This window comes from Paenibacillus thiaminolyticus (assembly GCF_003591545.1).
Lineage (GTDB): Bacteria > Bacillota > Bacilli > Paenibacillales > Paenibacillaceae > Paenibacillus_B > Paenibacillus_B thiaminolyticus_A.
Map to the genome: position 1 here is coordinate 1 of NZ_QYZD01000059.1, position 16,671 is coordinate 16,671.

Below are 16,671 nucleotides of genomic sequence, written 5' to 3' on the forward strand. Positions count from 1 at the left end.
GATTTCGCCGTACGCAGGCATCCTAGCTACGCGGGGACTTGGCTCCTCCCGCGACTGGACTCTCACCGGCTAGATGATGCGTGCTTCGCTGGGCACGCCAAAACCAAAAGGACCCGCCGCTATGACGGGTCCTTCGCCTGCGCCCTCTGGAGGCAGGCCTGCGGATGTTGAACGTGATCGAGATCGGACGATGGCCGCCCGCTTACTGGATTTGATAGCGCTTCTCGACCCTTTTGCCAAGATACCATAGCAGGAACAATCCCGCCGCCGCCACGAGCAGGCGCCACGGATGAGAGATGAAGCCCTGCCAATCATGGCCGACGAAGGACATCATGAATACCATAACCCCTTTGCCCAGCACGACGGCGGCGACAAATATCCGCTTCGGCACATTGCTTACGCCCGAGGCGATATTGACGAAGAAGGAGGGAGTGAACGGAAAGCAGTACAACAGGAACAGCGGCGTAAAGCCTTTGCGTTCAATCCATGAGAAGAAATGCTCCGCCTTCGGATATTTCGCTGACAAATAGGTGCTGAATCTCCCCCCGAACCGGCGCGCGATCAGAAAGACGATCAGCGCTCCTGCGACCGTGCCGAGCCACGAATAGATGAAGCCAAGCCACAAGCCGTAGGCGGAAGCATTGCCCGCGACGATGATGAACAGCGGCAAGAAGGGCAGCAGCGCCTCTACCATCGGCAGGGCGATGCCCGGAATGGGGCCGAGCGAAGAGTATTTCTCCAGCAAGGCCTGAATCTGCTCCATGTCAAGCTGCGACAAATAGTGATAGGTACGTTCCAACCAATCCAGCATGATGACTCCTTTGTCTTCTTCTATGAGTACTTCCGCCTTTTGTGACGCACTTTGGATCGAAGATCACCCCGATAGACGAGCTGCAGGGATGGAGAATGGCGGAAATCCTCCGGCGTCACCCATACCCAGTTCTTGTCCACCACGTACATTCCATGCTCCTGCAGCATGGAGGCAACGAATTGGGAGCAGAAATAAGCATTCTCCCGGCGGATATGTATATTAAAAATGATGCCGAACAAGCCCAGCAGATTATATTTATACTGCTCCGGATTCTGCTCCATCTGCTTCAGGCGCAGCCGGATCCGTTCATATGTGTCCGTGCTTACGGTGCAAGAGTACAGCGCACATTGCGTAGGACGAGCCTCGGTCCGAACGAGGTAGCCCTGCACGCGCTCCTTGACGAAGCCGCCATAGAACGGATTGAGCGGATGCTTCCTGCCGAAGCTGTACACCTCCCGCAGCTCGGAATCGAGCGCGATCGACGCGTGATTAAGCGGCGCCTTCGTATAGAGCCGGATAAGTTTAGAGAAAACCGTGCCCGTGTCGGTAAGAAGGATATAAATCTTCCTTTCGTCCACCATGCTCACCAACCTGTGATTAATTTCTGCAAAAGAATGAAAGAAGAGCTCCTGCCGGCGTCTGCTCACGAGGAGCGGCCGTGCGAACAGGACGTGTTGCCATATCAGGAACATGCTAAGAGATACCGCTCATGAACGTGCTTCCTGACAGCGAGACGCCCATCCGGCGGCTCGGCCCAGTGAATCATCCTTTTCTATTGTATTGGAGTGGCGGATGCAATAACACAATCCCACGACCGGATTCGACCTAGACCATTGTCGGGGACGAGTCGGAAGATAGTATGACAACCATGCATTCACAGTTCCCTTAGCATGCTTGCCGCGAGCTCGCATCGGCCGACCAACACCCGGCCCTGAGCCCGCCTGCAGCGGTGCATTGACGTCCCTGCATCCATTGGTTACTGTTGAGATTATATCATTAATCACAGTCACCTTGCTATATATGTCAACTCTGCCATCCAGACAAGATGCTAACTTTGCCGGGCGTTCGAGCAGCTCTCCCGTATCATCAGCTCCGTCGGAATGATGACCTTCTTGCTGATGGCTCGCTTCGTCCGGATGCGTTCGAGCAGCAGCCCCAGCGCCGTGCGGCCCATGAATTCGCTGTGGAGCTTCACGGTCGTCAAGGAAGGCGTCATGAACTGAGCGACAGTAATATCATTAAAGCCGGCGACGCTGATATCGGCGGGCACCTTCAGCCCTGCTTCCCGAAGCGCCCGCACCGCGCCGATCGCCATCGAATCATTCGCCGCCAGCACCGCCGTGAAGCGAACGCCCGCTTCGATCAGCTCGCGGGTCAACCGGTAACCGTCCTCTGCCGTGAAGCGCCCGATGCGAACCCGCTGCGGGTCATACCATCCCCGCTTCTGCATCCACCGCTCATACGCTTCCTCCCTTCGATCCGCGCCGTCATACCCGTCATCGTCCCGCCCGCCGATGTAGGCGATGTCCTGATGACCAAGGCTGTGCACATACGCCAGCATCTGCTCCATCGCATCGTGGAGATCGGCGATGACGATATCGAAGCGATTGTCCCACGGCACCGGCTCGACGAAGACGAGATTCGGCGTGACGGCCGCAAGCCGGTTCACCTGCTCCCGCTGCACCGGCCCAATGACGATATAGCCGTCCGCCGTGCCGCTGTCCAGGTCCAACTCGTCCTGGAAGCCGGCGAACCATTGCACCTGATACTCCCGGGCCGCCGCCTCGATCGCCAGACGCATCGTCAAATAATAAGGATCGTTCAATTCCTCGCTTCGCGGATACGTCATCAGCAGCCCGACGGTCGCAGCCGCGGAAGATTCCCCGGACGAAGCGGCGGATTCCTCCATCCGCGCCCCCCGCTTGTGCTTCGTATATTCCAGCTCTTCCGCCACTTCGAAGATGCGGCGCCGCGTCTCCTCTGACACGGAGAGCGTCTCATCGTAATTCAATACTCTGGATACCGTCGAGACGGATACCATCGCCTTCTCCGCGATATCCTTCAATGTTGCCATCTCGTTCACTCCCTAATCTAAGAGGTTATTCAAAAAGTCCACTTTTGATCACGAAGCCAATCAGGTTAGGTAACTCAACATCGACTCTTGCACTCACTCTCGAAAAGCATATGCTTTCGAAGTATGTTTCCTGCGAAAACATTGTAGCTGCTCATGTAGTCTTATCTACACTGCGCTGCTCTTGACAAGTTTTGCGAAGCAAAACTCGCTTCGGAAGCATATGCTTCGAGTTCAAGCAACCTTCTCGGTGCTGAAAACCGGCCTTTTTGAATATTCATTATAACCCTAGTTATCCCTCATTGTACTTCGTTTTTTAGTAAATAACCAATCTTTTTAGTAAATAATTAGCAACGGTTGCGGCATACAAGCCAGACAACCCGCTATCTAGAGGATAGCGGGTTGAACGGCTGCTTACAATATAATTTCCTTCCCTTTGCGGGTATCGGAGATGACTTTATTGGAATAGACGGACAGCTTCAGCTTCATATGGAACGGTTCGAAGCCGCAGCGGTAGCGGGCCAGCTGGTTCTGTCCGCATGAATGGGAGCCAAGCCCGTTCTGCTTGTAGTCCAGGTTCAAGACAATGTAATCGCGCTTCCGCAGATCGATGGTATGCTTGGCCGCGTCCAGATCGCCGGCTTCATAATAGGAAGCGCTGAAATCCACGCCCGGATAACCTGCCGCCATAAAGCCGATGCCGTACCGATCCGACAGCCGGACCCAGCGGGTCTCCGTATGATTGCCGTTCTCCTGCGGCATCACGTATGGCGTGAACAGGCCGTCCACCGTCTGTTCGAACACGCCGAACCGGTTCGCTTCCTTCGAATCGGCATACGATTCGCCGGGGCCGCGCCCATACCATTTGGCGAACTCGCATTGCTTGTTGATCTGGAGCTTCACGCCGATGCGGGGCAGCATCTCCGGCGCATTGTGGAGATGGCCGCCGGGAACGCCCCGCACCTCGAACAAGACGTCGCCGTTCCCATAGATACGGTACTCGTACACCGACCGGTAATGCCATGAAGCGTTGGTCGGGGCATTCATCGTATGCACCCGGACATGAATGCATTCTTCTCCGCACATCTCGTTGGCGACTTCTTCCACGACTTCGTGCATCAAATGCAGGAAGGTTTTCTGCTTATAGTCAGGCACCAGGTACATGTCATTATCGATTGCCGCCCGCCAGAACTGCAGCCGGGGACCGACTTCGACCACACGGCAGCCGTGGTACGTCCAGGAGGCGATCTGCCCCTTGACGGTATCGAATGTAATGGCAAAGTCCTCGCCCCGCACGATCAGCTCGCAATGACGCTCCTCCAGCTCCAGCGCGCCCGCCGGCCGCACCGTGACCGCCTCGGCTGTCACCGGCAGGAGGAACTGGGCATTGGCCACCTCATGCCCCCGGGAAGCCCAGGCCGTGTCCCGATTCAATACATAGGACAGATTAAGATAGTAATCGGCGCCTGCCTCCGGCTCGAAGTCGAGCGAGTAATCAAGCGTGAGCTCACGCGCGGTCCGGGCGGGAATGCCGGCCGCCGAGGCGCGGCCCGTCCGGATCGCTTCTCCGTCCTTCACGATGCTGTAGAACAGATCGAGGTGGTCAAGGGAGGCGAAGTCGTATTTATTCTCGCAGCGGATGATGCCCCGCGTCAGATCGACCTCGGTCGTTCGGACCGGCTCGATGACCTTCTTATATTCCAGCAAGCCGGGGGACGGCGTCCGATCCGGCATGACCAGGCCATCGATGCAGAAGTTGCCGTTCGTCGGATCGTCGCCGAAGTCGCCGCCGTAGCGATAATAGACCTGGCCGTCCTCCGTTGCGCTATAAATTCCATGGTCGATCCACTCCCACACGAAGCCGCCCTGCAGCTTGTCATGTGCATCGAACAGATCCTGGTACTCGCGGAGATTGCCCGGACCGTTCCCCATCGCGTGGGCGTATTCGCACAAAATATGCGGCTTGTCCGAGGTCTCGATAATATGCTGCATTGTCTTCCTATCCGGATGCTCCAGCCAGGTGTACATCGTTGAGTACACATCCGTCACTTCCGCCTCGCGCTCTCCCTCGTAGTGAACGAGACGCGCCGGATCAAGCTCGCGCGCCCGCGCCGCCATCGCGCGGAAGTTGGAGCCGAAGCCGGACTCGTTGCCGAGCGACCACATGATAATGCTCGGATGGTTCTTGTCCCGCTGTACCATCCGCTCCAACCGATCGACATAAGACCGCTCCCACGCCGGGTCGTCGGAAATCCAATTGTAGTCCCCCGTCAGCTCGAAGCCGTGGCATTCCAGATCCGTCTCATCGACTACATACAAGCCGTATTCGTCACATAAATCGTATAAATACGGGGAATTCGGATAATGCGCCGTCCGCACCGCATTAATGTTATGCTGCTTCATCAGCTTGATATCCTGCTCGATATCGTCTCGCGAGACAACGCGTCCGGTCAACGGATGGGCATCATGGCGATTGACGCCCCTGAACTTGATCGCGACGCCGTTGACGGTGAAGGTGGAGCTGCGCCGCTCAATCTGGCGAAAGCCGACCCGCTGCGGAACGACCTCGATGATGTCATTCCCCCGCTTGACGGTCAAGAGCAGCGTATACAGCTCCGGCGTCTCGGCGCTCCACAGCTTCGGCAGCGCCACTTCCGCCGCGAACCGCACCTCCTCCGCTTCTGCCGGCACGGCACCCTCCGCCACCTTCCGCCGCCGATCGTCCAACAGCTCATAGCCGAGCGTGAGATCGGCGCCGGGATGACGAAGCTTGGCCGTCACCTGCAAGACGCCTTGCGTATAGGCGCCCTCCAGAGCCGTGACGACGGCCACATCCTGGATGCCGCTCCGGGGCTGGGCGTACAGATCGACATCGCGGAAGATGCCGCTCAGCCACCACATATCCTGATCCTCCAGATACGTTCCATCCGACCATTGATACACCCGGACCGTTAGCTGGTTCTCCCCCGCCCGCACGAAGCCGGTCACGTCGAACTCGGACTGCAAGCGCGCCCCCTTGCTGTACCCGGCCTCCGCTCCGTTTACCCAGAGGTGAAAGGCCGAATCGACGCCATGGAAGCGCAGGATAATCTGCTGCCCGTCCTCCAGCCACTCCTTGCCAATCCGGAAGGAGCGCTTATAAATGCCCGTCGGATTATCGGTCGGCACATACGGCGGATGGATCGGAAAGTTGTACCACAGATCCGAATAATGCATGCATCCATAGCCTTGCATCTGCCAGTTGCCCGGCACGCGGATATCGTCCCAGCCGGCCGTGTCATACTCCGCGGCTTTGAAGCCGGGCGGCGAATATTCCGGCGCGGGCAGGAAGAGGAACTGCCAGATGCCGTTCAAGCTTTTGAAATGATGCGTATACTCCGGCTCGCCCGTCAAGGCCCGATCCCGGCTTGGATAAGAGTAGAAATGAGCTCTCGCCTCCATCCGGTTCCGGTGGGCAATATCGATGTCTTCCCATACTTTTCTGTGACGCATAAATGAAGCCTCCCCCTGTAAAATCGATCAGGCTGCGATCGTAAAACTGCAGGTTCCCGTAATAATCACCATCAGCAATGTAACACATGAAATAAGTTCGCTCTTGCCATCGGATACACAGTTAATGTAGTGTATCACCGAAGTAAAACAAAACAATATATTTTACTAAAATATTTACTCATAAATTCGACGAACTCCGCCATGATGCATCATTTTATTTTACTAAAATTATGCGGATAGGAAGAGAATTTTCACTTAAAGTGAGGAGTAGTGCCGGAAAAAGACAAGGAAAAGAGGAAGAGAAGGCGAAAAAGAGGGAGAAGAAGCAGAAACGCTGAATTACAAAATTCCGCAAAAAAGAGGAAGAAGCAAGAAATGGCTTCTTCCGAATGGCGTCCCGATTAGTGTCCGGCCCGCCCGAGCACGAAGCTGATGAGCAGAATCGCGAGTACGAGTGCCGTAATGCCCGCATACACCATGTCGCCCTCCTTCAGGAAGACTAGAATGGATACGGCGACGCGGAAGACCGGAGTTAACATAAGCAGAAGCAGCCCGAGCGATATAAATGCATACGACTTGAAGCCGGCCACTCCTGCGGCGACTCCGGCCACGGTCGTCGGGAAGCTGGCGCCCGGGTACCCGCTCTCGCCCGTAGCGAGGAGGAGAATCAGCCCAAAGGCAATGAACAGCGCCGCCCCCACGACGCCGATCCGCAGTAGCCGGCTGACCGTCAGCTCGACCTCTTCCGCCTTCGAATTCATATCCATCCCCCCCCCTGCAAAATCATTTCAATGGCGACATAGCCCAGAATCGGTATGAACAGCAGCCGGATCGTACGGCTCTTCAGCTTCTGCATCAGACGCGCTCCAAGCATTGAGCCGGTCAGGACGCCAATAGCGACGGGAGCGGCAATGCCCGGATCGATATCCCCGCGGAAAAAATAGATTCCGGCGCTCGCCGCCGCAGTCACCCCCATCATGAAGTTGCTGGTGGCGCTGGAGACCTTGAGCGGGAGCTTCATAAATATGTCCATCGCCATCACCTTGAAGCTGCCGCTTCCGATGCCGAGCAGGCCGGAGATTACGCCGGCCACGTACATGACGCCGAATCCGCCGTATACATTGGCCACCTGATAATCGACCTGCCTCCCCAGCGCTTTATCGTAATACGAGCCGTTCATTCCTAGCTTTGCTGCGAGCGGATGCGTCTTCGTATGCTCCGGAAGCTCGGTGTTCACCTTCTTCACCATGCCAACAGCCGAATTCAACAGGAGGAGGCCGAACAGAATGAACAGCACATTCGGGGCGATCAGACCCGCGACGAAAGCCCCCGTCACTGCCCCTATCGTCGTCGCCACCTCCAGGAACATGCCGACCCTCAAGTTCGTAAGCCGATCGCGCAAATACGCGATCGCCGCCCCGCTCGATGTCGCGATGACCGAGATGATGCTGGCTCCGATCGCATACCGGATATCGACATCGAACAGCAGCGTGAGCGCAGGCGTAATAATAATGCCGCCTCCCAGGCCGAGTATGGCCCCTACGGTGCCCCCGACCAAGGAAATGAGCAGCAGTTGGATTGTCGTCATGATCATTTCATCCGATGCCCCTTTCCGCTCCCCTGTCTCCTTAAGATGTCCCATAAGATGCTAGGGAATGCGGACTTACGGCTCTTGTCCATGCCAAAAAGCCCCCATCCGCCGGCCGTAGCACGGAGCGCCGGCCGTGTGGCCCTGCGCTTAGAGGGTGGCCTGTCCAAAAGTGAAAATCAGATGATTCCGATCAATACGAAGCGGATGCCCCATAGGCAGTGCACAAGGATGCGGGGCAAGACGGGACCACAGAGAAGATAGAGGCGGGAAGAGAGCCGGGAAAAACGGTAGGAAAAGCGGCGGGAAAGATGGAAGGTGAAATGACGGAAAAAACGACGGGTAAGCGGCGAAAGATGGATGATGCAGCGAAATCAGATGGATACGGTGAAATCAGATCGATAATGCAGTGAAATCCTGCGTCAATGCAGGAATTTACGCCCTTGGAGCCGACATTTTATTAAATTCCTGCAAAAGTACATTATTTCTGCCAATTTATTCCTCCGACCTCTTTCATATGCTGAAATTGATGCGGTTTTGCAGGAATTCCTGTAACGAAGCAAACGTCATAAGGAAAAACTGTAGTTTTGCAGTTTTCGGCAACTTCGAGCGTTGAGAATCAGGGGGGAGGGGGGCTGCCTCACTGTACGAAAACCACTTACGGGAGAACCCCTTGAGCGATCCAGCTTAAACGTGCCGGCTTGCCGTATTATGATTTACTTTGCGTTTCCGGCGTTCAACGGTTCAGCGGTTCAGTGCGTTCAACGGTTCATTATCGGAGAACATCTCCGGGTTGGCCTGGAGCATCCTCGTCAGCACTTCCGTCATCCGCACGGTATCACAGATCCGTACCTCCGCATCGCCGAACCGCCCGAGCCTCATCGCGCCTTCCTCCTGCAGCACGTCATCCACCTTCCAGAAATGCTCCGACCAGTTCAGTCCGCAATGTCTGCGCGACGGAACGGAGATGACGGTTCCATTCGGAAGCACCGTGTAGAGCTGCTCGTGCTCCGCGGTCATTCTTCCCGAAATATCCACCCATTCCTCAATGCCATGGATGAACGTATTGTTGCGCAGATCGACGCCGATCAGCATGATCGTGGCCTGGCGATCGAGCAGCTTCCCCCAGGCGGATCCGCGGGCGAACGGCGTATCGAACCGTTCGTCGCCGGCCGTGAACACTTCGGCATAGCGCCCAAGAGCCGCGACCGAATGGGTCGGGTGCCAGGAGCGAATGACGCCGGGGCGCTTGCGGAAGCGTTCCGGCAGCATGCCAATGCATACCGGAGTATTCTCGACTTCGAACCGGGGATTATCGGCATTGATGTTGGCCCAGGTATGCGTCGGCAGCACCAGCAAGCCTTCCTTCATATAATCCGACAGCGCATCCAGCACTGTATCCGGGCCGCCCTCTACACCGCCAATACTTTTGTAAGAAGAATGCACCAGCAGCGTGCCCTTCCGGTCAATCCCGATCCGCTCCAGATCGCCCATCAGGCTTTGTATCGTATGCATACTCTCTCCGTCTCCTTCTTTGTTGTTATGCCTCCTATGCCACCTATGCCTCCGGCTGCTCCTGCGGCCCAAGAGGAAGCCAATCCAGCACTTCCTGGATACGGGCGTCCCAATACTCCCACGTATGATCGCCCGGGCCTTCCGCATAGGTATGCTCGAAGCCGGTGCGCCGCACCGCCTCCCGGAAGCGGAGATTATCTTCATAGAGGAAATCCTCCGTCCCGCAGCATTGGAACAGCTTCGGCTTCGGTCCCGGATGCCGGTCCGCTTGCTCCAGCAAGCAGAACAAATCATTCGGCGTTCCGGCAATGTCGCCTTCGCCGTAGATCAATCGGGCATCCTCCCGAATGCGCTCCCGAAGCACGGGGGCGGCGACGTCCAGGCTGCCCGACAGGCTGGCCGCGGCCGCGAACCGTTCCGGATAGGACAGCGCCCATTTCATGGCGCCGTATCCGCCCATCGACAGGCCGGCGACGTAATTATCTTCCCGCTTCGCGGACAAAGGAAAGAAGCTGCGGGCCTTGGCCGGCAGCTCCTCCGTCAGGAAGGTCCAATAGCGCAGCCCGTACGCCATATCGGTATAGAAGCTGCGATGGACCTGCGGCATGACGACCGCGATGCCCTTCAGGGCGGCATAGCGCTCGATCGACGTGCGGCGAACCCAGATCGTGTGGTCGTCCGACAAGCCGTGCAGCAGGAACAATGTCTTATGAACCTCCGTCGATTTGACGTTGTCCATCCCATATTGTCCCGCCGTCGTCTCCGGCAGGATAACCGTCATTGCCGTGCTTAAACCCAGCACTTCCGAGAAATAATTGCAGGTAAGCAGCGCCATTCGTTCCCCTCCCTAATCCAGACCTGCATCATCTGCTATGTCAGTCCTTTTGCGTCATCCTTATTATAGTCCCTTCCCAGGCAAAAGGTAAGCAAGCGTTTTCCAGCCGGAATTGAGATGCAATTGGGAAGGAAGGCAGCAGCATTCGGATATTCCGTAACCTGGCTGCGGGAACCCGCATGCGTTCATCGGTCTAGGGAAAACTGCAAACGTGCAGGTTTCTCATCGGAATCCATTATCGAAAAAGGCAAGCCTGCGAATATGCATCAATTTCATCCCCTTTCAGCCCGTAGCATCGATTTGTGAGGATAAAGGCTGCAGATTTGCAGGAATTTCACCAAACCCCACTTCTAAGGGAACAAAATACTGCACCAGTGCAGCTTTTTAAGTATGACACGTCGAAAACGTAAAAAAAGACGCACCCGAAGGTGCGCCTTTGCTGGGCCGCGTTACCCGGCGTCGACCAGACGGCCGGTAAATTGGCTGTTGTACAGATCCGCATAGAAGCCGCCTTGCTGCAGCAGTTCCTCATGCGTCCCCTGCTCGATCACAGAGCCCTGATTCATGACGAGAATCAGATCGGCATCCCGGATCGTTGATAAACGGTGGGCAATAACGAAGCTGGTGCGGTTCTTCATCAGCTCCTGCATGGCCTTCTGGATATACAGCTCCGTACGCGTATCGACGCTGCTCGTCGCCTCGTCCAGAATCAGAATCGCCGGATCGGCCAGAATGGCACGGGCGATCGTCAGCAGCTGCTTCTGGCCCTGCGAAATATTCGATGCTTCCTCGTTCAGCACCGTATCATATCCATCCGGCAGCGTGCGGATGAAGTGATCCGCATGCGCGGCTTGGGCCGCCTGCACGATTTCTTCTTCCGTCGCGCCCAGACGTCCGTAAGCGATATTGTCGCGGATCGTGCCGTTGAACAGCCACGTATCCTGCAGCACCATACCGAACAGGCTGCGCAGCTTGCCGCGCTCCATGGCGGTAATGTTGACGCCATCGACCGTGATCGCTCCATCGTTAATCTCATAGAAGCGCATCAGCAGATTGATCAGCGTCGTCTTCCCTGCCCCGGTCGGACCGACGATGGCAACCATCTGTCCCGGCTTGACGTCGATGTTCATATCCTCGATCAGCACCGCATCTTCCTTGTAGCCAAAGCGGACATGATCGAAGCGGACTTGGCCCGCCGGATGAGCAATCGTCTTCGCTGCAGACGCATCAGGCACTTCCTCGGCTTCATCCAGCACTTCAAAGACCCGTTCTGCCGATGCGACAGTGGACTGAATGATATTGGCAATATTGGCGGTCTGCGCAATCGGTTGGGTGAACTGCCGCGCGTATTGAATGAACGCCTGAATATCGCCAATCTGGAGAGAGCGCTGGGTAACGAGCACGCCCCCGACCACGCAAATGAGCACATAGCCGATGTTGCCGATGAAGGTCATGAGCGGCATGATCAGCCCGGAGATGAATTGCGCCCGGAAGCCGGATTCAGTCAGCTTTTCATTGATCCCGTCGAACGCGGCCACCGATTTTTCCTCATGCCCGAAGGCTTTGATGATTTTGTGGCCAGTATACATTTCCTCGACATGGCCGTTCAATTCCCCAAGCGACGTCTGCTGACCCTTGAAGTGCTTCTGCGAACGCTTCGCGATCACGATCGTGACGACGAAGCTGAGCGGCAGTGTCAGCAGGCAGATCAGCGTCATAAGTGGGCTGATCGTTAGCATCATCACCACGACACCGACCAAGGTCACGATCGAGGTAATCAATTGCGTCAAGCTCTGCTGCAAGGTGCTGCTGATATTATCGACATCATTGGTCACCCGGCTTAGAATCTCGCCGTGTGTCCGCGCGTCGAAATATTTCAGCGGCAGCCGGTTCAGCTTGTCATTGACCTGCTTACGCATCTCGTACACAATATTTTGCGCCACTCCGGCCATCAAATATTGCTGAATATAGCTGAACAGCGCACTCACGACATACAATCCGATTAAGACAAGCAGGATATTCCAAATGTAAGAAAAATCTATAGCGGTTCTTCCCATCAAGCTCTCGAACAGCGAGGTAGTGGCCTTCCCCATAATTTTCGGGCCCAGAATCGTGAACACGGTACTGAGTATGGCCATCACTAGGACCGCAATCAGCTGATATTTCCGCGGCTTCAAATAGCCGACAAGCCGCTTCAGCGTACCCTTGAAATCCTTCGCCTTTTCCACAGGCATCCCCATCGGCGGCCCGCCCATCGGGCCGCGGTGTCCGCCGGCTTTTGGTCTCTTATCTCTACTCATGCGATCTCCTCCTCTGACAACTGGGAGGATACAATCTCGCGGTACACCGGACACGTCTCCATCAATTCATGATGCGTGCCTATTCCCGCGATCTGTCCTTCATCCAGCACAATGATTCGATCGGCATCCATTACCGTGCTGACCCGCTGGGCGACCAGCAGAACGGCCGCATCCCGGGTCTCCGGCCGAAGCGCCGCGCGCAGCTTCGCATCGGTCTTGAAATCAAGCGCCGAGAAGCTGTCGTCGAATATATACACTTCCGGACGCCGCACCAAGGCCCGCGCAATCGACAGGCGCTGCTTCTGCCCGCCGGATACGTTCGAACCGCCCTGTGCGATCGGAGAATCGAAGCCTTCCGGCATATGGGAGATGAAGTCCGTCGCCTGGGCGATATCGGCTGCATGCTTCACCTCTTCGACGTTCGCATCCTCCTTGCCATAGCGGATGTTGTCCGTCACGGTTCCGGTGAACAGCACGGCCTTCTGCGGCACGAGACCGATCTTCTCCCGCAGCTCCTCCTGCTTCCATTCCCGGATGTCAACGCCATTCACCCGGATACTGCCGCTCTCGATATCATAGAAGCGCGGTATCAAGCTGATTAGCGTCGACTTGCCAGCCCCGGTTCCGCCAATGATCGCGGTCATCTCTCCCGGACCGGTCTCGAACGAGATATTCGAGAGGGCCGGCATCTCTGCCCCCGGGTAACTGAAGGTGACATTGTCGAATTGGATATGGGCCCGTCTGCCGGCCGCCCGCTTCGGTTGGGCTGGATCGTGAATTTCCGGCTCCATGCTGAGCACTTCGTTAATCCGGGCCGCAGACGCGGATGCTCTTGGAATCATCACAAAAATAATGGAAACCATAATGACAGAGAACATGATCTGCATCGCGTATTGAATAAAGGCCATTAAGGCGCCGACCTGCATGTTGCCATTGTCGATCCGAATGCTTCCGAACCAAATGATCGCAACCGTCGAGAAATTCAGCGTAATCATCATGATCGGCATCATCGACGCCATGATGCGGTTCACCTTCAAGGCCGTGCTGGTCAAGTCGGCATTCGCTTCGTTGAACCGTTGTTGCTCATGGTTGATCCGGTTGAAGGAACGGATAACCCGGATCCCGGTCAGATTTTCGCGCAGGACAAGGTTCAGCTTATCCAGCTTTTTCTGCATTGCCTTGAAGAGCGGAATCCCTTTGCTGGCCACGGCAAAAATGGCCAAAGCCAGCACCGGAATGACGACCGCCAGCACCAGCGTCAGCTTCGCATCCTTCGAGACCGCCATAATAATGCCGCCGATACACATCATCGGCGCGCTGATCATCATCCGGAGGATCATGACCAGCACCTGCTGAACCTGGGTAATATCATTGGTCGTCCGTGTAATCAGGGATGCCGTCCCAATCTTGTCGAATTCCTGCAGCGAGAAGTTCTCCACATGGGTGAACAGGCGCCGCCGCAGATTGCGCCCGAAGCCGGACGCCACCTTCGCGGACAAGTAGCTGCCCCCGATGGCGCATAATGTTCCGCCTGCGGCGACCAGGAGCATCCACCCGCCCATTTTCCAAATATAAGCCGTATCTCCGCTAACAATGCCGATATCGACGATGTCCGACATCAGCGTAGGCAGATACAGCTCGGCCAGCGACTGGAAGAAAACCAGCCCCAGCACAAAGGCCACCGGAAGCCGGAATGGCTTCAGGAAGCGGAATAATTTCATCATTCATGATCATCTCCACTCGTGCGCTTTTCTATCTCCCTCCATGGGATTGGAGGATTGTCGTCAAAATACGTATGCACTTTGGTGAGCAGCTCAGCCAGCTTCTCGCTGTCCTCCTCACCCAAGTACTCAATCAGCCCGTTGAAATATTCCGTCATAACGGCTTTCGCTTTTTTCGTTACCGCGATGCCTTTGTCGGTCAGCGCAATCCGTATGACCCGCCGATCCTCGGGATCGACGTTCCGGGTGACGAGCCCTTTGCTCTCCATGCCCTTGATTAATTGCGTAATCGTCGGTGAAGTGACATGAAGCATGTTGCTAATCTCTGACACCATCAGCCCTTGCTTCTCCCGCTTCATCGAACGAATGAGAACCATCATGACATGCAGCTCGCTCGGCTTATGTCCTTCAATCGAGCGGCGATGCCATTCCGCCTTGTTGAACAGCTTGAAGGCCCTCATCAGCCGCTCGGTTGTCGTTCCCTCCTCATGCATCTCGTTTACCCCCTCGTTACCTAAAAATTAAATTAGTTAGGTAACCTATTTATTTGCTAAACTAATTATATTTTCGCAGCTTACCGATGTCAAACTCCAAAAAAAGGAGCTGCCCCTCCTTTATAGGAATAGAGGAACAGCCTACTTTTTGAGTCCATGCAGTTGTATCTTGACTGATTGCACGCCGCTGAGCTCTTCTTCCAGCACGGTGTACCAGACCGCCCCGTATGAGGATCGAATGACAGGCGCAATTTTGATATCCATGACATCTTCTTGTTCGTGGCGGGGAATGTGAACCTCCACCTTGCCGACATCCGGATCAGTGACGAGGCCGTAGAGTACGACCAGGTCAGTGCTGCCGAGTGGGAGGCGAGAATATTTATAACTTATCGATTCGGGAGGAACGGTATGGGGGAAGTCGCTGCGCACCACCCCGTTTCTTTTCAACCAGCCTGATTGTAAAAAGGCGATGTTTATCTCTTTCAGATTTAAATCATGAAAAACGATAATGTCGATGTCTCCTGGTATGGTCTCCTGATGCAGCAGTTCAGCATCAAACCCCTGATGCCTCAACCATTCCTCGGCTGATTCGGCTTGAGGACGGAAGAGTAAGGCTGCCGTCAACCCGATAAAGAAGAGCGCAGCCAGAACAGCCCATTTTTTCATTGGCGTCAACCCCTGTTGATTATTGTATATGCATTTATATGTCCAACAATCACCGATTTGAAAGTTCCAAATACATGTATAAATATGCAACTCCCTTGAAAATTATTCTCAAGGGAGTTTTCAAAATTAATATAATTTCAGTATGTCAATATCTGATCGTTCCAGTAGACGCCTTTTGTTCTGTATTAGTCGCAGGTGAAAGGCTAATTCCAGGGGATGTTGATATTGTAGCTGACCAGGAAACACTTTGACTCGTAACTCCAAGCTTAGAGACTAAATCTGTAGTACCCTTATCATCTTTGGGCCTAGATATAACAACTTCAACAAGCATTTGATAATAACGTGTACGTGAAGGAAAACTGTTGTAATGATATACAACTCCTGTTTTTGGAGTTGCATCAATCATCTTTCCATTTCCAGTATGGTAATGCATTTCACATTGAAGAATTAGATTACACGTTTCCCAATTAGCATCAGCATCATGCCATTCGATATTCCAATTATCGGAATAAGCAACTCCTAACGCCATGCTTTTTACCCCTTCTGGTTTAGCAGATCCAGAAGCTAATACACTATAATATTGCTTTTTACTATCATACTTTACATCCTTATAATAAGGTTTATTCAAATCATCTTTAGTTAATTTTTTACCAAATATATTGGTACTTTTTTCAAACTTGTCACTCAGCAGAGAGTGAGATGGGTCATGAAGCAAGGATGAACCAAGAAACTCTAATGCACCATTTGATTCATCATATTTTTGAGTAACCGTCTCTTTTTCACGTTCATCCATTACTCTAATTATATGGATGGGGACATTCATCTGAAGCAGTTTTTCATCCGTTGAGACAGTTTTAGCTGAAGCATATGATACTGGCACTAGTAAACAAACAACAAATCATGACGACCAACAATAATTTTCTCATCATTAAAACATCCTCCTATTTGAGTTGGTGATCGTTTAAATGAGAAGTAATAAACATATGCAAGTCTCTTTTTTGCAAAAATCTTTAATCACTATACTAAGAATGAGACTGATACTATCCCCCTTTTTCTTGTAATCCCACCCCAAGTATGCAGTTTGGATCATCTTGAGAATGGGTACTTTATGTTGTTATTCATTGTTGATAAATCCATTTTTTATCACACAATAAAGTAGCAAGTTGAAATCTGGGGGG

Annotated in this window: 13 protein-coding genes; all 13 read right to left on the reverse strand. The window is 54.2% G+C overall.

The window, feature by feature from the left end; all coding sequences use genetic code 11:
- Positions 1–202: 202 nt before the first annotated feature.
- A complete protein-coding gene (locus DQX05_RS28805; protein ID WP_087444266.1) occupies positions 203–811 on the reverse strand; it encodes a TVP38/TMEM64 family protein in 609 nt (202 codons plus the stop codon).
- A 20-nt stretch (positions 812–831) separates the two neighbouring features.
- A complete protein-coding gene (locus DQX05_RS28810) occupies positions 832–1,392 on the reverse strand; it encodes a C40 family peptidase (protein WP_119796691.1) in 561 nt (186 codons plus the stop codon).
- 467 nt (positions 1,393–1,859) lie between these two features.
- Positions 1,860–2,885, reverse strand: coding sequence for a LacI family DNA-binding transcriptional regulator (locus DQX05_RS28815; RefSeq protein WP_119796681.1), 1,026 nt, complete (start codon positions 2,883–2,885; stop codon positions 1,860–1,862).
- A 411-nt stretch (positions 2,886–3,296) separates the two neighbouring features.
- Positions 3,297–6,374: a beta-galactosidase subunit alpha gene (gene ebgA / locus DQX05_RS28820; RefSeq protein WP_119796682.1), complete on the reverse strand. Its 3,078-nt coding sequence runs from the start codon at positions 6,372–6,374 to the stop codon at positions 3,297–3,299.
- Between the two features lie 401 nt (positions 6,375–6,775).
- The gene (locus DQX05_RS28825) at positions 6,776–7,135 is read right to left on the reverse strand and encodes a DUF1634 domain-containing protein (RefSeq protein ID WP_119796683.1); all 360 of its coding nucleotides are present in this window, start codon (positions 7,133–7,135) and stop codon (positions 6,776–6,778) included.
- Entirely contained in the window at positions 7,132–7,968 is an 837-nt protein-coding gene (locus DQX05_RS28830; RefSeq protein ID WP_119796692.1) for a sulfite exporter TauE/SafE family protein, read from the reverse strand. The genes DQX05_RS28825 and DQX05_RS28830 overlap by 4 nt, the downstream gene beginning before the upstream one ends.
- 738 nt (positions 7,969–8,706) lie before the next feature.
- Positions 8,707–9,477, reverse strand: coding sequence for an AAC(3) family N-acetyltransferase (locus DQX05_RS28840; protein ID WP_119796685.1), 771 nt, complete (start codon positions 9,475–9,477; stop codon positions 8,707–8,709).
- Positions 9,478–9,520: 43 nt separating this feature from the next.
- Positions 9,521–10,312, reverse strand: a complete 792-nt coding sequence (locus DQX05_RS28845; RefSeq protein WP_119796686.1) for an alpha/beta hydrolase — start codon at positions 10,310–10,312, stop codon at positions 9,521–9,523.
- Between the two features lie 449 nt (positions 10,313–10,761).
- The gene (locus DQX05_RS28850; protein WP_119796687.1) at positions 10,762–12,612 is read right to left on the reverse strand and encodes an ABC transporter ATP-binding protein; all 1,851 of its coding nucleotides are present in this window, start codon (positions 12,610–12,612) and stop codon (positions 10,762–10,764) included.
- A complete protein-coding gene (locus DQX05_RS28855) occupies positions 12,609–14,336 on the reverse strand; it encodes an ABC transporter ATP-binding protein (RefSeq protein WP_119796688.1) in 1,728 nt (575 codons plus the stop codon). Before DQX05_RS28855 ends, DQX05_RS28850 begins: the two co-directional genes overlap by 4 nt.
- Positions 14,333–14,827, reverse strand: coding sequence for a MarR family winged helix-turn-helix transcriptional regulator (locus tag DQX05_RS28860; RefSeq protein ID WP_119796689.1), 495 nt, complete (start codon positions 14,825–14,827; stop codon positions 14,333–14,335). The genes DQX05_RS28855 and DQX05_RS28860 overlap by 4 nt, the downstream gene beginning before the upstream one ends.
- Positions 14,828–14,968: 141 nt before the next feature.
- The gene (locus DQX05_RS28865; RefSeq protein ID WP_119796690.1) at positions 14,969–15,493 is read right to left on the reverse strand and encodes a hypothetical protein; all 525 of its coding nucleotides are present in this window, start codon (positions 15,491–15,493) and stop codon (positions 14,969–14,971) included.
- A gap of 145 nt (positions 15,494–15,638) precedes the next feature.
- A complete protein-coding gene (locus tag DQX05_RS30430) occupies positions 15,639–16,316 on the reverse strand; it encodes a hypothetical protein (protein ID WP_147385244.1) in 678 nt (225 codons plus the stop codon).
- Positions 16,317–16,671 lie beyond the last annotated feature (355 nt).